The sequence below is a fragment of the Kitasatospora cystarginea genome, assembly GCF_039533515.1.
GTDB classification, from domain to species: Bacteria; Actinomycetota; Actinomycetes; order Streptomycetales; family Streptomycetaceae; genus Kitasatospora; species Kitasatospora cystarginea.
The window spans coordinates 45,007-63,373 of the sequence record NZ_BAAATR010000012.1; the positions used below are offsets into that span (position 1 = coordinate 45,007).

General features: G+C 73.5%; 13 protein-coding genes and 1 tRNA gene. 4 read left to right on the forward strand and 10 right to left on the reverse strand.

All coding sequences use genetic code 11. The features are described 5' to 3' along the window. Positions 1-234: 234 nt before the first annotated feature. Positions 235-308, reverse strand: a tRNA-Ile gene (locus tag ABD369_RS15570). Between the two features lie 406 nt (positions 309-714). Here ABD369_RS15570 and ABD369_RS15575 point away from each other — a divergent pair. Both ABD369_RS15575 and ABD369_RS15580 read left to right on the forward strand, forming a co-directional pair. Further along, complete coding sequence (locus tag ABD369_RS15575) at positions 715-1,881, forward strand: exonuclease SbcCD subunit D (protein WP_344636984.1); 1,167 nt, start codon at positions 715-717, stop codon at positions 1,879-1,881. After that, entirely contained in the window at positions 1,878-5,033 is a 3,156-nt protein-coding gene (locus tag ABD369_RS15580) for an AAA family ATPase (protein WP_344636985.1), read from the forward strand. The genes ABD369_RS15575 and ABD369_RS15580 overlap by 4 nt, the downstream gene beginning before the upstream one ends. Positions 5,034-5,129: 96 nt before the next feature. On the opposite strand, the gene ABD369_RS15585 is transcribed toward ABD369_RS15580, so the two are convergent. The 4 genes from ABD369_RS15585 to ABD369_RS15600 all read right to left on the reverse strand — a co-directional run bounded on the left by ABD369_RS15585 (position 5,130) and on the right by ABD369_RS15600 (position 7,717). Then, positions 5,130-5,333, reverse strand: a complete 204-nt coding sequence (locus ABD369_RS15585; RefSeq protein ID WP_344636986.1) for a hypothetical protein — start codon at positions 5,331-5,333, stop codon at positions 5,130-5,132. A gap of 261 nt (positions 5,334-5,594) precedes the next feature. After that, positions 5,595-6,017 (reverse strand): YjbQ family protein, encoded by a 423-nt coding sequence (locus ABD369_RS15590; protein WP_344636987.1) that lies wholly within the window; start codon positions 6,015-6,017, stop codon positions 5,595-5,597. Positions 6,018-6,277: 260 nt separating this feature from the next. Then, positions 6,278-6,544, reverse strand: a complete 267-nt coding sequence (locus ABD369_RS15595; protein WP_344636988.1) for a hypothetical protein — start codon at positions 6,542-6,544, stop codon at positions 6,278-6,280. A gap of 243 nt (positions 6,545-6,787) precedes the next feature. Continuing rightward, positions 6,788-7,717, reverse strand: a complete 930-nt coding sequence (locus ABD369_RS15600; RefSeq protein ID WP_344636989.1) for a hypothetical protein — start codon at positions 7,715-7,717, stop codon at positions 6,788-6,790. Positions 7,718-8,370: 653 nt separating this feature from the next. Here ABD369_RS15600 and ABD369_RS15605 point away from each other — a divergent pair. Further along, complete coding sequence (locus ABD369_RS15605) at positions 8,371-10,665, forward strand: bifunctional glycosyltransferase/CDP-glycerol:glycerophosphate glycerophosphotransferase (RefSeq protein ID WP_344636990.1); 2,295 nt, start codon at positions 8,371-8,373, stop codon at positions 10,663-10,665. A 481-nt stretch (positions 10,666-11,146) separates the two neighbouring features. Next, positions 11,147-11,818: a lysophospholipid acyltransferase family protein gene (locus ABD369_RS15610; RefSeq protein ID WP_344636991.1), complete on the forward strand. Its 672-nt coding sequence runs from the start codon at positions 11,147-11,149 to the stop codon at positions 11,816-11,818. Here the strand turns inward: ABD369_RS15610 and ABD369_RS15615 are convergent. The 5 genes from ABD369_RS15615 to ABD369_RS15635 all read right to left on the reverse strand — a co-directional run bounded on the left by ABD369_RS15615 (position 11,791) and on the right by ABD369_RS15635 (position 18,199). Next, positions 11,791-13,770, reverse strand: a complete 1,980-nt coding sequence (locus tag ABD369_RS15615) for an ABC transporter ATP-binding protein (RefSeq protein ID WP_344636992.1) — start codon at positions 13,768-13,770, stop codon at positions 11,791-11,793. The genes ABD369_RS15610 and ABD369_RS15615 overlap by 28 nt on opposite strands. Before the next feature lie 183 nt (positions 13,771-13,953). Further along, entirely contained in the window at positions 13,954-14,727 is a 774-nt protein-coding gene (locus ABD369_RS15620; protein ID WP_344636993.1) for an SDR family NAD(P)-dependent oxidoreductase, read from the reverse strand. Positions 14,728-14,826: 99 nt separating this feature from the next. Further along, positions 14,827-15,723 carry an SDR family oxidoreductase gene (locus ABD369_RS15625; RefSeq protein ID WP_344636994.1) on the reverse strand — a complete coding sequence of 299 codons (897 nt, stop codon included), beginning with the start codon at positions 15,721-15,723 and terminating at the stop codon, positions 14,827-14,829. Continuing rightward, the gene (locus ABD369_RS15630) at positions 15,720-16,658 is read right to left on the reverse strand and encodes an alpha/beta fold hydrolase (RefSeq protein WP_344636995.1); all 939 of its coding nucleotides are present in this window, start codon (positions 16,656-16,658) and stop codon (positions 15,720-15,722) included. Before ABD369_RS15630 ends, ABD369_RS15625 begins: the two co-directional genes overlap by 4 nt. Then, entirely contained in the window at positions 16,655-18,199 is a 1,545-nt protein-coding gene (locus ABD369_RS15635) for a flavin-containing monooxygenase (protein WP_344636996.1), read from the reverse strand. Before ABD369_RS15635 ends, ABD369_RS15630 begins: the two co-directional genes overlap by 4 nt. Positions 18,200-18,367: the final 168 nt, after the last annotated feature.

The following is an 18,367-nucleotide window of genomic DNA, read 5'->3' on the forward strand; positions in this document are numbered from 1 at the left end:
CTTCGACCGACTCGACATGGACGACATCGGACCCTCCCTCGGAACGACTGCCGGAGCGCCCACCGACGGCGGGCCACCGACACTCGCGACCATACAGAGCGTCACTGACAATCCACTCTCCGCAGCCGTCCCGGCCGGGCACCCCGCAGCGATCCGCCGCTCTTCGCCGGCCGACACGAGCGCCGAAACGCCAGAAGGCCCGGAGTGGACATCCACTCCGGGCCTTCTGTGCCGTGGGCCTAACAGGACTTGAACCTGTGGCCTCTTCCTTATCAGGGAAGCGCTCTAACCGTCTGAGCTATAGGCCCTTGCCGCACAGAGAGATTAGCTGACCTGCGGCCCATCTCCAAAACGCGTGCGGATCCCGACCCGCGGGTGAAAGCCGGTCGGACGTTCGGGGAAGTCCCGCCCCCAGCCAACCGGCCCCCACCCCTGCCCCGCCCCGTTCTCAAACCCCCACCACCAGGCCGCGGCCGCTACTCGGTGACCGCCGGACCGGGCATGCGCGCGGGGCCGCCCCCGGCGCACCCCTTCGAGATCCCCGCGAACGTCTGCGGCCCCGTCCCCGGTGCGGGTGGGAGCCCGATGACCACGACGGGCCGGGCATTGTCAGCGGCTCCTGTGATACTCGGAGCTGGTCGGCCGCACCCCGGGCCGGCCTCGCGCCGACTCGGAGGGAGCAGAAGTGGCGATCATGCGGGTGAGGGCCCTGCCGTGAGACTGCTGCACACCTCCGACTGGCACCTGGGCCGCTCGTTCCACCGGGAGAACCTGCACCAGGCCCAGCGCGCCTTCCTGGACCACCTGGTGGCAGTGGTCGAAGCGCGCCGGGTCGAGGCGGTGCTGGTCGCGGGCGATGTCTACGACCGGGCGCTGCCGGGGCTCGAGGCGGTGGCGCTCTTCGACGACGTGCTGCACCGGCTGGCCGACCTCGGGGTACCGACGGTCTTCATCAGCGGCAACCACGACTCGGCACGCAGGCTCGGGGTGGGCGCCGGTCTGATCGAGCGGGCCGGCATCCATCTGCGTACCGATCCGGACGGCTGCGCCGCCCCGGTGCTGCTGGCCGACGAGCACGGTCCGGTGGCGGTCTACGGGCTGCCGTACCTGGAGCCGGCGCTCACCCGGGAGCGGTTCGGGCTGGAGGCCGGCGGGCACACCGAGGTGCTGCGCGCGGCGATGGCGCGGGTCACGGCGGACCTGGCGGAGCGCCCCGCCGGCACCAGGGCGGTGGTGCTCGCACACGCCTTCGTCACGGGCGGCGAGCCGAGCGACAGCGAGCGGGACATCACCGTCGGCGGCGTGGCGAGCGTCCCGGCCTCGGTGTTCGACGGGGTGCACTACGCGGCGCTGGGCCATCTGCACGGCTGCCAGACCCTCGCCCCTCATCTGCGCTACAGCGGTTCCCCGCTGGCCTACTCCTTCTCCGAGACGGACCACCGCAAGACCATGTGGCTGGTCGACCTCGCGGCCGACGGCTCGGTCGAGGCCGAGCGGATCGACTGCCCGCAGCCGCGTCCGCTGGCCCGGATCAGAGGGCGGCTGGCCGAACTGCTGGCCGACGAGCGGCTCGCCGTGCACGAGCAGGCCTGGGTCCAGGCCACCCTCACCGACCCGGTCCGTCCGGCCAACCCGATGGAGGAGCTGCGGCGCCGCTTCCCGCACACCCTCCAGCTGCTGTTCGAACCCGAGCCCACTCCGGGCGAGGAGCGCGTCTCGTACGCGGACCGGGTCAGCGGCCGGGCGGACTCGGAGATCGCCGAGGGCTTCGTCCGGCACGTCCGCGGCGGCGGGCCGGACGAGCTGGAGCAGGGCTGGCTGCGGGAGGCCTTCGAGGCCGTGAGGCTGGCCGACGAGCGCGCGCGGGAGCTGCCCCGATGAGACTTCACCAGCTGACGCTCACCGCCTTCGGCCCGTTCGCCGGGACGGAGCAGGTGGACTTCGACCATCTCACCTCCGGCGGGCTCTTCCTGCTGCGCGGCGCCACGGGCGCCGGCAAGAGCAGCGTGCTGGACGCGGTCTGCTTCGCGCTCTACGGCGAGGTCCCCGGCGCCCGGCGGGGCAATCCGCTGCGCAGCGACCACGCCGAGCCGCTGCTGCCCACCGAGGTCCGTCTGGAGCTGACCCTGGGCGGGCGCCGACTGGAGATCACCCGCAGCCCCGAGCAGAAGCGTCCCAAGCGCCGCGGCACCGGCACCACGACCGAGAAGCCGCGGACCTTGCTGCGCGAGTGGTCCGCCGACCCCGGTGACGGTTCGCCGGGCTGGCGGGCCGTCAGCAGGTCGCACCAGGAGGCCGGAGAGGAGATCCGCCGGCTGATCGGCATGAGCCGCGACCAGTTCTGCCAGGTCGTCCTGCTCCCGCAGGGAGACTTCGCCCGCTTCCTGCGTGCCGACGCCGCGGACCGGGCGGCGCTGCTGCGGCAACTGTTCGACACCGGCCGGTTCGACCAGGTGGAGCGCTGGCTCGGCGAGCAGCGGCGCGCCCACGAGGCCGCCGTGCAGGGCGGGCGGCAGCGGCTGCGCGACCTCGTGGGCCGCGCACAGGAGGCGGCCGGCCCCGGCGCCGAGCCGCCGGACGGCTGGGTGCCCGACGAGGACACCGGGGCCCCGGCCTCGGCCGCCGGGTCGGCAGGGCTGGCGGCCGGGGCGCTCGGCTGGGCGGCGATCGTGCGCGGTGGTGCGGCGGAGCAGTTGGCGGTGGCTCGCTCGGCCGTGGCACTGGCCGAGGGATCCCATGCGGCGGCCCAGCAGCACCGGCAGTGGACGGACGAGCTGGCCGACCGTCAACGTCGACACCGAGCCGCAGCGTTGGAGGCGCACCGACTGCGCGACTTGGCCGATCTGCTCGCCGACGACGAGCGGCGGTTGGCCGCCGCCCAGGCCGCCCTGGGCGTGGAGTCGGTGCTGCGGCTGGGCGACAGCGCGTCCGCCGCCCTGCGCGCCGCTCGCCGGACCGAACACGAGCGCCGCGCCACCCTGTCCCGCCTCATCGCCCCCTCGCCCGAGTCGGGCGGCGACCACTCCGACGCCCGGCCGCCGGTCGACGTGTCCTTCTTCGCCCGCCCTGCCGCCAGCAGCTCCGCCGACCGCCGCGAGGCCTTCGGAGAGGCTCTCGGGGAGGCCGAACTGGCCGAGGCTGAGCGGAGGTTGCAGGCGCAGCTCGGACTGCTGGAGGCGGCGCGAGCCGATGAGCGACGGCAGGCCGAGCTGCGCCGGGAGCAGCACAAGCTCGCCGCCGACCGGGAGCGCGCCGACGAGCTCGTGGAGGAGGCCCAGGACTGGCTGCGGGACTTCGAGGAGCGACTCACAGCCCTCCAGGAAGAGCGTGAGGCGGCCCGGGTCGCCGGCGCCAGGGTCGAGCAACTGGACGCCCACTGCGCCGACTTGGGCCACCGCCTGGCAGCCGCCGGCCGGCGGGACGAACTGCGCACCAGAATGGCCGAGGCGGAGGGCGAGGTGTCGGTGCTGCGCGACCGGACGCAGGACGCCCGCGAGCACAGCCTGGAGCTGCGGGAGCGCCGACTCATCGGCATGGCGGCCGAGTTGGCGGGCCAGTTGTCCGCGGGTGCGGCCTGCCGGGTCTGCGGCTCCGAGGTGCATCCCGCCCCCGCGAAGCCGTCCGCAGCTCAGGTGAGCGCTGCGGACGAGGAGGCCGCCAGGGCTGTGCAGGGCCGGGCCGAGCGGGCACTGTCGGCGGCCGAGACGGCCCTGACGGCGCTGCGGGTCGAGGAGGCGGAGGCGTCCGGCGCCGCCGGTGCGCAGCAGGTCGCCGAGGTGCGGGCAGCACTGGCGGAGGCCGAGCGGGAGCGACGCTCGGCCGTCCGGGCGGCCGAGCGCCTCAGCGCGGTGGAGCAGCGGATCGACCGGCTGGCGGGCGAGCAGTCCCGGCGGCAGGCTCAGCTGCGGCAGGCCGGCGAGGACAGCGCGGCACTCGCCGGGCAGCTGAAGAAACTGGCCGAGGAGCAGCAGGAGTTGGGGCAGCGGGTGCACGCGGCCCGGGCCGGCGCCGCGTCGGTCGACGCCCGGGCCACCGGGCTGGCCGCGCTCGCGGAGGCCGTGGTCGCCGCACTGGCCGCCGTCCGGGATTCGGCCGCGGCCGAGTCCCGGTTGGCGGAGGCCGAACAGGAACTGGCCCGGACCAGCCTGGCGGCGGGCTTCGCCGCCCCCGGGGCGGCCCGCGCTGCGCTGCTGCCCGCCGCCGAGCGGACGGCCCTCAAGTCCCGGCTGGAGCAGCATCGCGCGGCCCTGGACGCGGTCGAACGGCAGCTGGCCGACCCCGAGTTGGTCGCGGCGGCGGCGCAGCCCGCGGTCGATCAGGAGGCCGCGAGGGCCCGCCTCCAGGCGGCAACGGCCCGGCTGAGGGCGGCTTCGGCGGCCGAGAGCGCGGCCGTCGAGCGCTGTGCGGCGCTGGCCCGGCTCGGCGGTGAGCTGGCGGCGCTCGCCGCCGAACTCGCCCCGGCGTTGGAGCTGTACGGGAGGATCAGCCGGCTGGCCGCTCTCGCCGCCGGCACCTCGCCGGAGAACACCCTGCGGATGCGGCTGGAGTCGTACGTCCTGGCGGCCCGGCTGGAGCAGGTGGCGCGGCGGGCGAGCGAGCGGCTGGTACGGATGTCCGGCGGCCGGTACACCCTCGTCCACAGCGACGACCGGGTCGCGGGCAACCGGCGCTCCGGCCTGGCCCTCCGGGTGGTGGATGCCTGGACGGGCGTCGCCAGGGACACCGCCACGCTCTCCGGCGGGGAGAGCTTCTTCGCCTCGCTCGCCCTGGCGCTCGGACTGGCCGACGTGGTCACGGACGAGGCGGGCGGGATGCCGCTGGACACCCTCTTCATCGACGAGGGCTTCGGCAGCCTCGACGAGCAGACGCTGGAGGAGGTGATGGACGTGCTGGACGGGCTGCGCGAGCGGAACCGGGCGGTCGGCATCGTGAGCCATGTCGCCGATCTGCGTTCCCGGATCCCCGGTCAGCTCCTGGTCCGCAAGGGCCGGCACGGCTCGACCTTGCACCTGGCCACCCGTACGGACGGCTAGGCCGGCCCGCTCTGGACGTGGGCCGGCCCGATTGGGACGGTGGGGACACGAAGTCGGCCCGGGCCGGCGCCCGTCGGCCGGTGCCGGCCCGGCCGTTCAGCCGGAGCAGGCGATGCGCTGGGCCTCCTGCCAGGTGCAGACGGGGCAGAAGGTGATCCCGGGGTGGTCGGCGGGCAGCTCGGTGGGGTCGCCGCACCGGACGCAGTCGGCGCGCGGCCCGGTGAGCGCCGGGTCGTGGGTGAGTGCCCGGACGGCGTCGCCGTCCGGGGCGAGTGCGCACTGCTGGGTTTCGTCCGCCATGCCGTCTTCCTACCCCGCGCGCCCGTCCCCGGGCAAACACGGACCGGACAGCGGGAGCAGCCGGGCGAGCGCCCGAAGACGCGGGGCCCTCCCGGTCATCCGCCCGCGCGGAGCGGGAGGCATCCGTGACGCGTCGAAGCCCGGCCCGCAGACCACCCCCGGGCCCGGGGCCGGTTGCGGCTCCCCCGCCGAGGGCGTGGGGAACCGCCCGGCCGGCCCGTCACGAGGCCGCGCGGTTCCCCGCAGCCGAGGGCCCTCCCGTCAGCCGAGGAAGGAAAGTCGGACCGTGCGGCGCGGGTTGTCCCCGTTGGTGTCGACCAGGACCACCGACTGCCAGACCCCGAGCGCGAGTTGGCCGCCGATGACCGGCAGGGTGGCGTGCGGGGCGACCAGCCCGGGAAGCACGTGGTCGCGCCCGTGTCCGGGACTGCCGTGGCGGTGGCGCCAGCGGCTGTCGGCGGGGAGCAGGTCACGCAGGGCCGCGAGCAGGTCGCCGTCGCTCCCGGCACCGGTCTCGATCACCGCGACCCCGGCGGTGGCGTGCGGGACGAAGACGTTCAGCAGACCGTCCCGTCCGGGGGCGGCCGTGTCCAGGAAGGCCGCACAGCGGTCGGTGATGTCGAGGGCGACCTCAGCGGTGCCGGTGGTGATCTCGAAGGTGATGGTGTGGAAGGTGTCCGCCATGGTGCCCATCCTTGCCCACTCCGCGCCGTCGCGGGCAACAGGGCTCGCCGTCCGCCGGGCCGGGGCCACCGGGCGGCCGGGGCCGCGCACACCTTCCGAAGCGCCGCCGGCCGGGCACGCCGGGCCGGCTACACCTGGCCGGGACCGGGCCGGGACGGCGGCCGTGCAGACCTGGTCAGTGTCCGGGCAGCACGACGACCCGACAGACCTCAGGTCCATCGGGTCGGGTCGACCGGGCCCGCGCCGGGCGGGCCTGGCACTCAGCCCCGGCTGCCGAACAGGCTCCGCTTCAGCCTGCGCAGCGGCGCCAGCAGCAGCACCCGGGTGGTGCGGCGGCGGGAAGCCTGGCCGGCCACGCCACGCGGCGTCAGCTCTCTTATCAGGCCCAGCGCCTCCGCCGTGTCCACCGTGGAGAGCGCCGGAGCGCCCAGCACCGACAGGTGGCGGTCGATCCGGCGGCCGGTCGCGCCGACGCCGCACTGGATCGCCGGCACCCGGGGCCGACTCCGTACTTGCATCTGTTCCATCTGTTTCCCACCCCTACGAGGCGCCAGGGCCGTGGCGAAGACTATCCGTGAGGGACGGCCTTCGCGCAACCGTCCTGGTGTTCTGCCACCGTACCGTGCGCGACTAACTGACGCTTCACCAGGATGCCGTGGCCTCGGTCACGAGTACGCATCGACCTGACGCATCGACGGGTGGGAAAATCCCGGGTCAGCCCGCCGACGGCCGGCCGGACCCGCCTTCCTTGTCATCTGAGGCGAATCCGGCTACTCACGGCGCGCGGGCCGGACGGGCCGCGCCGGGCGCACGACGGGCCCTCGGCCCGACAGCCCGGTCGGCGGGGCGAACAGGAAGGACGCCCCGACACCGGAGAGGCCCAGCCCGGTGAAGGAGACCAGGGCGAGCACGATCAGCCAGGACCCGGGCGAGGCCCAGCGCACCAGGCCGGCGTAGCGGAGCAGGCCGGCCAGTCCGAGGAGCCCGGTGCCGACCAGGGCCGCCATCCCGCTGCGCACCCGGCGCAGCTCGGCCTCCTGCCAGCCGAGCAGCAGGGCCACCCCGAAGGTGAGGCACCAGGCGCCGAGCACCCGCACGTCCAGGGCGCGCACCTGCCAGGGCCAGTCCCGGGCGAGGACGTCCGGCACAAGATAGAGCAGCAGTCCGCAGGCGGCGAAGACCAGTCCGTTGCCGATGATCGGCGCGGCGACCCACCAGGGCAGCCGGGGCGGCCGGGGCGCGGGCTGCCCGTTCCGCGCCCGCCAGCGCGTGTTGCGGCGCCACTGCGCGCCGAAGGCGATCAGCCCGAGGAGCGGTGCGGCGGCATGGCCCCCGAGCCAGACCCAGGCGGAGAGGACCGCGACGGCCCCACCCTGCGCCAGGTGGAGCGTGCCGTGTCCGAGCAGGCAAGCGCCGAGCGTCAGCAGCACCAGCAGCGAGCTGGCCGCCACCGCCACCCGGACCCGCACCCACTGCTCGGCGCACAGGGCCATGGCGAGCATCAGGCAGCTGCCGCCGTATCCCGCACCCAGCAGGGTCGCGGTGACGGGCGACATCCGCCAGGGGAAGAGGTCCACGGTGTGGCCGCTGAGCAGGGTGAGGTCGGCGGCGCCGTACCCGGCGACCAGCAACAGCGGGGCCAGCACCAGCCCCTGCAGCACTGGACTGACTGCCGGACCTGCGGTCGGCTGCGAGCGCACGGCGGCTCCTGGAGACAGCGGTGGACGGTCGGCAGTCGGGGCGACGGGAGCGCGGGATCGATGGGCATCCCCGTGAGACGTCCCGTCAATATAGGAGTCGATGCCTGGCCCGGCAATGGACCGGGCAATACTTCAGGAAATGAACACATCCGGGGGATTGACGCCCCTGCTTCCTACAAGCAGTATCTCTAGCAATGCGGGCGACCGGATCACACTCCCGGCGTCCTCCGGTCGGATGAATTCATTCCGGCTCATACGAGTTCGACAGCTGAAGAGCTTCCGGCATCAGCCGTGAGTCACTGTCCGACCACCTCGACGCTGCGGTGGTCTGGCTACGGATGGTGTACGGACCGGCGGCCGACCGTTGAGGGTCGGTCGGGCCGCCACCGGGCTGCCGGTGCCGCCGCTCGAACAGCGCGGCACCGGCGGTCGCCTTTCCAGCCGCTCCGGCGATGAGCGCCGCACGACGCCTTCCCACCGGGCCGAGCGCCCGATCCGCGAGCCGGATCCACGCCGGGGCGCCACCTCTCCGTTGCCTGAGCGTCACCGAAGACCCACTGTCCGTGCATCGAAGCTCACTACAGTGAAGTGAACGGTACCGATCGGTCTGCCGACTTCCCAGCGCCCAGCACCCATACCGGAGTGAATCCAGCGTGAGTCCCCTCCTGAGCATCGTGCTGCCAGTCCACGGGGTGGAGCCCTTCCTCCCCCGCTGCCTCGACTCGCTCGGAGTGGGTGACGCCAGAGCCGACGCGGCGGGCGCGGACACCGAGGTCGAGGTGATCGCGGTGGACGACCGCTCCCCCGACGGCTGCGGCGCGATCCTGGACGACCACGCGGCCCGTGACCCGCGCCTGCGGGTGCTGCACCTGGCCGAGAACCAGGGCCTGGGCGGCGCTCGCACCGCCGGTCTGGCCGAGGCGCGCGGCCGGTACGTCTGGTTCGTGGACAGCGACGACTGGCTGCCCGACGGCGCGCTGTCCGCCGTCCTCGCCGAGCTGCGCCGCGAGCAGGACACCGATCAGCCGGTGGACGTCCTGCTCACCGACTTCACCCACGTCTACCCGGACGGCTCCACCGAGCCCAACCCGTGGCGCCACGTACTGACCGGTTCCCCGCTCGCCGAGGGCTGCACCGCCCGCGAGCACCCCGGCCTGATGCAGACGGTGATGGCGGTGTGGAACAAGATCTTCCGGCGCGCGTTCCTTCAGGACTTGGACGTCTCCTTCGGCCGTGGCTACTACGAGGACATCTCCGTCACCTACCCGGCCCTGGTCGCCGCCCACCGACTGCGCTACCTCGACCGCCCCTGCTACACCTACCGGCGCGGCCGCCCCGGCGCGATCACCAACACCGCTTCTCCCAAGCACTCGGACGCCTTCGCCCAGTACGATGCGATCTTCGCCTTCCTCGACCGCCGGGGTATCGGCGCCACCGGCCAGGACGCGCTGCGCAACCTGGTCTTCGACCGCACCGTGAAGCAGGCCCTGACCATCTACGACACCCCCGGGCTGGTCCCGGCCGCACTGCGCGGCGACTTCTTCGACCGGATCGGCCGGCACTTCGACCGCCACCGCCCGCCCGGCTACCGCTACCCCGCCGGCGTGCGCGGCATCCAGTACCGCCTGGTGGCCACCGGCTCCCGGCTCACGTACAGCGAACTGCGGCGCACCAAGCGGATCCCGCGCTCGCTGCGCCGCCGGGCCAGGGCGATGGCGCCGACCGTCCGCAAGGGCGTGCGCAGCGGGGCCAGGTACGCGGCGTACAACACCTTCCGGCGGCTGCCGCTGGACGAGAACCTGGCCGTCTACGCCGCGTACTGGCACCGGGGTTACGCCTGCAACCCGGCCGCGATCTACGAGAAGGCGCGGGAGCTGGCCCCGCAGGTGCGGGGGGTCTGGGTGGTGGAGACCAGGGCGCAGGCGGCCACCCTGCCCGCCGGGGTGCCGTACGTCGTGGTGAACACCCCCGCGTACCTGCGGGTGATGGCGACCGCCAAGTACTTCGTCAACAACGTCAACTTCCCGCACACCATGGCCAAGCGGCCCGGCACGGTGCATGTGCAGACCCAGCACGGCACCCCGCTCAAGAGCATGGGCATGGACCTGCGCGAGTACCCGCTCGCGGCCGACGGGATGGACTTCGACCGGCTGCAGGAGGCCGTGGACCGCTGGGACTTCCTGGTCTCGCCCAACCCGCACACCAGCGAGCACTTCAGCCGCGCCTTCCCCGGCCGGTACGAGCTGCTGGAGACCGGGTACCCGCGCAACGACCGGCTCGCCGGCGCGACGGCCGCCGACGTGGCGGCGGTCCGCCGGAAGCTCGGGCTGGCCGAGGGGCAGCGGGTGGTGCTGTACGCACCGACGCACCGGGAGGCACAGGGCGGGTACGTACCGCTGCTGGACGTCGGCGAGTTGGCGTCCCGGCTCGGCCCCGGGTGCACGCTGCTGGTCCGTGCCCACTACTTCCACCGGGGCAGCGTCGGTGAGCCCGAGCTCGGCGGGGCGGCGGCGCGGGTCGTCGACGTCTCGGCGTACCCGGCGGTGGAGGACCTCTGCCTGGCCGCCGACGCGCTGGTCACCGACTACTCCTCGCTGATGTTCGACTATGCCGTGCTGGACCGCCCGATGGTGGTCTTCGCGCCGGACTGGGCCGAGTACCGCCGGGTGCGGGGGGTGTACTTCGACCTGCTCGCCGAGCCGCCGGGGGTGGTCGCCACCGAGACGGCCGAGGTCGCTCAGGCCCTGCGGAGCGGTGATCCGGCGCCGGGTGCGCGGGCGGCGTTCCGCGAGCGGTTCTGCCCCTGGGACGACGGGCGGGCCTCCGAGCGCGTGGTCCGCCGGATCTTCCCGGTCACGGTGGCACCCGCCGCGGAGCAGGGCGAGCCGGCTGAATCCCGGGAAGCCGCGCGGGACGGAAGGCGGAGGGCCGCACTGGCCGGCGGGTGAACTGATCATCTCCTCCGCCGACGCGTACAGCAGCGGCGGGAGCCCCGCGACGCTGATCACCTCGGGCGGCACCCGGACGCTCGGGACGAACGGCAGTATCCCGACCAGCACTCAGACCACGACCAGCAGGACGGCGCGGGGATCCTCCACCGCCGGGCCCCGGTGGCGACCGCTACGGCAAGCACGACAGCAGGACGGCGGTGACCCCGCTCATCGGACGCCCTTTCGGTAAACGGATCCCGACGCGGTACTGACGACTCGCTGACAGACCTGAGCGGGCCCCGGGTCCGGAGGGCCGACGCCGACGCGGCGTCACCCCCCTGATCATCGGTTTCGCGCACGACCATACGCAGCGCGTGACGAGGATCGCAGTGGTCGAACGACCTGTGCAGTGGACGGCCGACGGGGTTCATGACGTAATCTGCCGTCTGACCTCGGCCCAGTCACGAGTCCGGGGATGTCGGTCGGCCAGGGAGGGCCCATGCTCAACCTCATCACCAAGCTCGTGCTCAAGCCCGTGGCGAAGGCGATCTACCGCCCCGTCATCGAGGGGCTGGAGCACGTGCCGCGCAAGGGTGGGGTGATCCTGGCCAGCAACCACCTGTCCTTCATCGACAGCGTGGTCATCCCGCTGACCGCTCCGCGTCAGGTCTACTTCCTGGCCAAGGCCGAGTACTTCACCGGCACCGGCCTCAAGGGCGCGCTCTCCCGGGGCTTCTTCACCAGCGTCATCAACGCCGTCCCGGTCGAGCGCGGCACCTACCGCTCGGCGGCGGCCTCGCTGGAGCAGGCGCTGGGCATCCTGCAGCAGGGCAAGGCGTTCGGCATCTACCCCGAGGGCACCCGCTCGCTGGACGGCCGGCTGTACAAGGGCAAGACCGGTGTGGCCTGGCTGGCGCTGACCGCCGGCGTGCCGGTGGTGCCGGTGGCACTGGAGGGCCCGGCCGACATCCTGCCGGTCGGCAAGCGGATCCCCCGGCTGCGGAAGGTGACGGTCCGTTTCGGCGAGCCGCTGGACTTCTCCGCGCTGCACGGCCAGGCCCGCAACGCCAAGGCCCGCCGCCAGGTCACCGACGAGGTGATGGCGGCGATCCACGCGCTCTCCGGGCAGGAGCTGGCCGACACCTACAACGAGCGCCCGGCCGCGGCCTGACCGTTCGGCGCCTGACCCGGCAACGCCTCGCCGTTCAACGTCTCGCCGTCCAACGCCCTTCCGCCCACTGCCTGCCCGTTCACCGTCGGCACGCCCACCGAAGCGCCTTTCCCCGAAGGGCCGTTCGTCGGCGTACCGTCCGGGCGCCGGGCCGGCACCGGGTGCTCCCGGCGCAGCAGTGCCGCGTAACGACCGTCCAGGGCGAGCAGTTGCTCGTGGGTGCCCAGTTCGGCGATCCGGCCGCCGTCGAGGACGGCGATCTGGTCGGCGTGGCGGACGGTGGAGAGCCGGTGCGCGATGGTGATGGTCGTCCGGCCGACGGCGAGGGCGTCGATGGCCTGCTGGACGGCGCGTTCGGTCTGGTTGTCCAGCGCACTGGTGGCCTCGTCCAGGATCAGCACGGGCGGGTTGCGCAGGATGGTGCGGGCGATGGCCAGGCGCTGCTTCTCACCGCCGGAGAACCGGTAGCCCCGCTCGCCGACCACGGTGTCGTAGCCCTCGGGAAGGGCGGCGATCATGTGGTGGATCTGGGCCGCCTCGGCGGCGGCGACCAGTTCGGCGTCGGTGGCGTCCGGCTTGGCGAAGCGCAGGTTGTCGGCGACCGAGGCGTGGAAGAGGTACGTCTCCTGGGAGACCACGCCGACGGTCTCGGCCAGGGTCGCGAAGGAGAGTTCGCGGACGTCGGTGCCGTCGATGGCGACCCGGCCGCCGGTGACGTCGTAGAGCCTGGGCACCAGGTAGCTGAGCGAGGTCTTGCCGGATCCGGTCTCACCGACCACCGCCAGTGAGCTGCCCGCGGGCACCTTGAGGTCGATCCCGGCCAGGGTGGGCTGCGGCTGGTCGGGGTGGTAGCGGAACTCGACGTCCTCGAGGACGACGTCGCCGCGTACCCGGTCGAGCCGGACGGGGTGTCCGGGCTCCTGGATCTCCACCGGCAGGTCCAGGTACTCGAAGATCCGCTGGAACAGGGCGAGCGAGGTCTGGACGTCCACGCCGGTGGAGAGCAGGCTCACGGCCGGCCGGAGCAGGCCCTGCTGCAGCGAGACGAAGGCGACCAGGGTGCCGATCGAGACGATCGGCGCACCTTCGGCACTGGCGAGGCCGGCGGCCCAGTAGATGACGGCCGGCATCGCGGCCATCACGATCCCGATGGTGGACATCCGCCAGCGCCCGGCCATGCTGGAGCGGACCTCCAGCTTGGCCAGTTCGGCGGACTGCCCGGTGAACTCCAGGGAGAGCGAGTCGGATCGGCCCATGGTGCGGCCGAGCAGCACGCCGCTCACCGAGAGGGACTCCTGGACGGCCGAACTCATCACGGCGAGCTGCTTCTGCCGTTCACCGGTGATCCGCTTGCGCTCGTTGCCGACCCGGCGGCTGATCCAGACGAACACCGGGAGCAGCAGCAACGAGACCACCGTCAGCCGCCAGTCCAGCGCGACCATCGCGACCACGGTGGCGACCACGCTGGTGAGGTTGGAGACCAGCGAGGTAGCGGTGGAGGTGACGGTGGACTGCATGCCGCCGATGTCGTTGGCGATCCGGGACTGCACCTCGCCGGTCCGGGTGCGGGTGAAGAACGCCAGCGACATCCGCTGCAGGTGGCTGTAGACCGCGGTGCGGAGGTCGTGCATCACGTGCTGGCCCACGGTGGTGGAGATCAGCGTCTGCAGCACGTTGAAGATGCTGTTGACCACGGCGGCCGTGATCATGCCGAGCACCAGCAGGCTGAGCAGGCCGGTACGGCCCTGCGGGATGGCGGTGTCGAGCACCGCGCGGAGCAGGAACGGGGTCGCCACCGAGACCACGGCGGAGGCCGCGACCAGCAGCCCGACCAGGGCCAGGCGGCCCACGTACGGGCGGAACAGGGCGAGGATCCGGCGCACCTGGGCCGGGGGCCCGGGCTCGCCCTGGGCGCGTGGCGGCGGGGTCCAGTCGAGGCGGTCGGGCTTCAAGGGCGGCCTCCGCGGGGCACGGGAACGGACATGTTCCCCAGGGTATAGAGACGGACTCATAGTTAGCAAAGCTAATAATGAGGCTTGTCCTATTCCCGTGCGCCGTGACACGCCGCGAGATCCCGGGAAGCCACGCACGTACGCTCTGCGACGCGCAGTCCCGCGGCTGAGACAGCAGGTGGCCTACCGCGGCGCGTACGTCCTGGCCGCCTTGGAGGAGACGCCCCCGAGCCTGCCCGCGGGCAGCACCCGGCTGAGCGCCACGGCCGCCTTGTAGCGCCGGCTCGGGACGGAGAGGCTCCGCCCGCGCGCCAGGTCGCGCAGCGCCTCGTCCACCACGCGATCGGCGGAGAGCCAGGCCCAGGAGGGGATGTTGGAGGTGCCCATCCCGGCGCGCTCGTGGAACTCGGTCCGGGTGAAGCCCGGGCAGAGGGCCAGCAGGCGGACCCCGGTGCCGCCGAGCTCGCGGGCGATGCCCTGGGTGAAGCTGACCATCCAGGCCTTGCTCGCCCCGTAGGTGCCGCGCGGCACGAAGGCCGCGACCGAGGCGACGTTGACGATCCCGCCGAAGCCGCGCTCCTTCATGCCCGGGAGGGCGGCCATGGTCAGCCGCAGCACGGCTTCGATGTGCACCTTGACCATGTCCAGCTCGGCCTGCACCGGCACTTCGAGGAAGGTGCCCTTGTTGCCGAACCCGGCGTTGTTGACCAGGATGCCGACCGGCCGCTCGGCGTCGCGCAGCCGCTCCTCGACGGCGGCGATCCCCGCCTCGGCGGCCAGGTCCGCGGTCAGGGTCTCCACCTGGACGCCGTAGCGCTTGCCGAGGTCGGCGGCCGCGGCCCGCAGCCGTTCGGCGTCGCGGGCGACCAGGACCAGGTCGCGGCCGTCCTTGGCGAGGCGGCGGGCGAAGGCCGCGCCGATGCCGGCGGTGGCGCCGGTGATGAGGGCAGTCGTCATGCGCCGACCGTACTCGGTGCCGAGCGCCCTGCGACACATCGGGGCGCGGGGGTTCCGCTCCGTCATGAAGCTGGCCCCCGCGCCCCGGTGGGTGCGCGCCTACTCGACGGCGGCGCGGCGGGCGGCCGTGTCGGCGGCGCCGCCCGCGCCGACCGGGCGCAGCCGGGTGGCGGCGGTGGCCTTCAACCGCGGGGCCAGCCGGGCGACGTCGCGGGCGCCGACGGTGGCGATCAGGCCGGGCAGCACCCCTCGGACCGACTGCATGCCGCGGAGCCAGGCCTGGGCGTAGACGTGCGGGGAGCGGCGGGCGATCCCGGCGACCAGCCGGTCCACCGCCGGGGCCAGCGGGTAGGTCTTGTTGGCCGGCCAGGGCAGGCGGGAGCGCATCTGGGCCAGCACCGTGTCCTGGTCGGCGCCGCGCACCATGTCGGTGTCGGTCCAGCTCAGGTAGCCGACGCCGACCTTGACGCCCTGGTAGGCCACCTCGGCGCGCAGCGAGTGGGCGAAGGCCTCCACCCCGGCCTTGCTGGCGCAGTACGCGGCCATCAGCGGCGCCGGGGTGAGCGCGGCCAGCGAGGCGATCTGCAGCAGGTAGCCGCGGCTGAAGACCAGCGCGGGCAGGAAGGCGCGGGCGGTGGCCACACTGCCGAGCAGGTTGACCTCGATGACCCGCTCGAAGGCGCGCGGGTCGCTGTCCTGGAGCGGGCCGCCGAGGGCGATGCCGGCGTTGGCGACCACGGTGTCGATCCGCCCGTAGTGGTCCTGGATCTGCCGGGCGACGGCGCTCAGCGCGTCCAGGTCGGTGACGTCGGCCTCCCAGTACCGGGCATCGGGACCGCACTGGGCGGCGACCGCCTTCAGCTCCTCGGGCTCCAGGCCGACCAGGGCCACCCTGGCGCCGCGCTGGGCCAGCTTGCGCGCCAGCTGCGCACCGACCCCGCGGGCGGCTCCGGTGACGACCACGACCTGGACGGCGAGCGGCACGGTGGTACTCATGCGTTCACACTCCTGACGTCTGCGGTGGTGAAGTCGAAGGCCCGGCGGATCTCCGCGGCGACCTCGGCCGGGCGTTCCACGGGCGCCATGTGGCCGACGCCCGGGAGTTCCAGCAGCCCGCGCGGGTCGGGCAGCGCGGCCACGATCCGGCGCGCGTGCACCGGCGGGGTCAATCGGTCGCGGGTGCCGACGATCACCACGGTGGGCGCGGCCAGCTTGGCGAGCTGCGGACGGACGTCCAACTCGCCCAGTACCCGACCCCATCGGCGGCGGACGCCGGTCGGGCAGGCGTGCACCACCCGGGCGGTCGCCTCGACCCGGCCCGGCGGGGTGGCCGGGCCCATGACGCCGTACTTGAGCAGTGCCCTGCTGACCGGGGTCACCGGCCCGAGCGGCAGCCTGGACCGCAGGATCTGGTGGTGCAGGAGGCGCCGCAGCGCGGGCGGCCGCACCCCGGCCGGGACCACGTTCACCTCGGCCAGCAGATCGCTCGGACCGGTGCTGACCAGGACGGCGGCGGCAGTCCTGGCGGCCACTTCGCCGCGGTCGGCGGCGGCCATGACGGTCATCCCGCCCATGCTGTGCCCGGCCAGCACCGCCTGCTCCCCAGCCGGCACCAGCTCGACGAGGACCGCCTCCAGGTCGTCGGCGAGCTTGGCGGTGGAGTAGCCGGCGGCCGTCGGCGGGATGTCGCTGCGGCCGTGGCCGCGCTGGTCGTAAGCCACCACCCGGAACTCACCGGCGAGTTGGTGGATCACCGGGGCCCAGAAGGCGGTCGAGCAGGTCCAGCCGTGGGAGAGGACCACCGTCGGCGCCCCCTCGTGGCCGTACGCCTCGGCGTGGATCCAGTGGCCGTCGGCGGAGCGGATCCGGTACTCCTCGGTGGCTGCCGGGAGTGCGCAGTCGGCGGCCGTCATCCGCCGGTCGGTCCTCATGCGGCGACCTCCCGGGCCACGGGGGCGGTGCGCTTGAGGAGTTCGTACTCGGACAGGTCGACCCGGCGGGTGGCGCGGCGGAAGGCGCTGGTGCTGCCCGGCCAGGTGATGGTGTTGCGGCCCTGGGAGTCGAGGTACCAGCTGCGGCAGCCGCCGGTGTTCCAGACGGTGCGCCGCATCCGGTGCTGCACCTCGAGGTTCCAGTGCCGCTGGGCCCGGGCGGTGGGCTGCATCGCAGTGGCGCCGACCGCGTCCAGGGTCCGCAACGCGTCGATGACGTAGTTGAGCTGGGACTCGATCATCAGGATCATCGAGCTGTTGCCGAGGCCCGTGTTGGGCCCTATCACGAAGAAGAGGTTGGGGAAGCCGTGCACGGTGGACCCGCGCAGCGCCTCCATGCCGCCCTTCCACTCCTCGGCGAGGCTGTGCCCCTCGGTTCCGAACACCCGCTCCGCGATGGGGAGATCGGTGACGTGGAAGCCGGTGCCGAAGACGATCGCGTCCGCCTCGGCCTCGGTGCCGTCCGCGGCGACCAGGGTGGAGCCGCGCACCTCGGCCAGGCCGGAGGTGACCAGCCGGGCGTTGGGGGCGGCGAGCGCCGGGTAGTAGGTGTTGCTGAGCAGGATCCGCTTGCAGCCGATCCGGTAGTCGGGGGTCAGCCTGGCCCGCAACTCGGGGTCGGCGATGCCCCGTTCGAGGTTGCGCACGGCCATCCGCTGGACCAGGCGGAGCATTTCCGGTTGGCGGACGAAGGCGCCGACCTGGAGTTCGCGCATCGCGAAGACCGAGGCCCGGCGCAGCAGGCCGGTGGCGGGGATCCTGCCGTGCAGCCACTTCTCCAGGGCCGTGATCTCCCGGTCGGCACGCGGCAGCACCCAGGCGGGCGTGCGCTGGAAGACCGTCAGCTCCCCTACCGCGGGCTGGATCTCGGGGATGATCTGGGCGGCCGAGGCGCCGGTGCCGATCACCGCGACGCGCTTGCCCGTCAGGTCGTAGTCGTGGTCCCAGCGCGAGGAGTGGAAGACCCGGCCGGGGAACTCGGCGAGTCCCGGCACCTGGGGCAGCTTGGGGTCGGCCAGCGGTCCGGAGGCGGAGACGACGGCGTCGGCGGTCCAGCTTCCGGCGCGGGTGGTGACCCGCCAGCGGGTGTGCTCCCGCTCCCAGCGCAGTTCGGTGACCTCGGTGTGGAACCGCAGGTGCGGGCGGAGCCCGAAGACGTCGGCGACCTTCTCCAGGTAGGCGCGGATGTCCGGCTGCCGCGAGAAGCTGCGCGGCCACTCGGGGTTGGGCGCGAAGGAGAAGGAGTACAGGTGGGAGGGCACGTCGCAGGCGCAGCCCGGGTAGCTGTTGTCGCGCCAGGTGCCGCCGGCCGACCCGGCCCGTTCCAGGATGACGAAGTCGGTTATCCCGGCCCGGCGCAGGCGCACCCCGGCACCGAGGCCGCCGAAGCCGGAGCCGATCACGGCGACCCGGACGTGCGGGGTGGCGAGCGGGTCGTCGGGCGTGGACGGCTGCGTGCTGCGCTTCGGGCTGGATGCCATGCGGCGGCCTCCTGGTGCTGTGGGGCGACGGGAGTGCGGAACCATGGGGCGGGGGCGTCGAATCGGGCCGTTCGACCGGGCTGCCGTTGTGCTCGGCCGAGGAGTCCCCGGCCCGGAGTCAATCACGCCAGCAATCACTGGCACGATTGGCAGGGTAGCCCGTACCGG

Bases quoted from the DNA above. Each gene is read 5' to 3' on its own strand.
- ABD369_RS15580 (WP_344636985.1), top strand. From the start codon at position 1,878: ATGAGACTTCACCAGCTGACGCTCACCGCCTTCGGCCCGTTCGCCGGG.
- ABD369_RS15620 (WP_344636993.1), bottom strand. From the start codon at position 14,727: ATGACGACTGCCCTCATCACCGGCGCCACCGCCGGCATCGGCGCGGCC.
- ABD369_RS15585 (WP_344636986.1), bottom strand. From the start codon at position 5,333: ATGGCGGACGAAACCCAGCAGTGCGCACTCGCCCCGGACGGCGACGCC.
- ABD369_RS15625 (WP_344636994.1), bottom strand. From the start codon at position 15,723: ATGAGTACCACCGTGCCGCTCGCCGTCCAGGTCGTGGTCGTCACCGGA.
- ABD369_RS15590 (WP_344636987.1), bottom strand. From the start codon at position 6,017: ATGGCGGACACCTTCCACACCATCACCTTCGAGATCACCACCGGCACC.
- ABD369_RS15595 (WP_344636988.1), bottom strand. From the start codon at position 6,544: ATGGAACAGATGCAAGTACGGAGTCGGCCCCGGGTGCCGGCGATCCAG.
- ABD369_RS15610 (WP_344636991.1), top strand. From the start codon at position 11,147: ATGCTCAACCTCATCACCAAGCTCGTGCTCAAGCCCGTGGCGAAGGCG.
- ABD369_RS15630 (WP_344636995.1), bottom strand. From the start codon at position 16,658: ATGAGGACCGACCGGCGGATGACGGCCGCCGACTGCGCACTCCCGGCA.
- ABD369_RS15635 (WP_344636996.1), bottom strand. From the start codon at position 18,199: ATGGCATCCAGCCCGAAGCGCAGCACGCAGCCGTCCACGCCCGACGAC.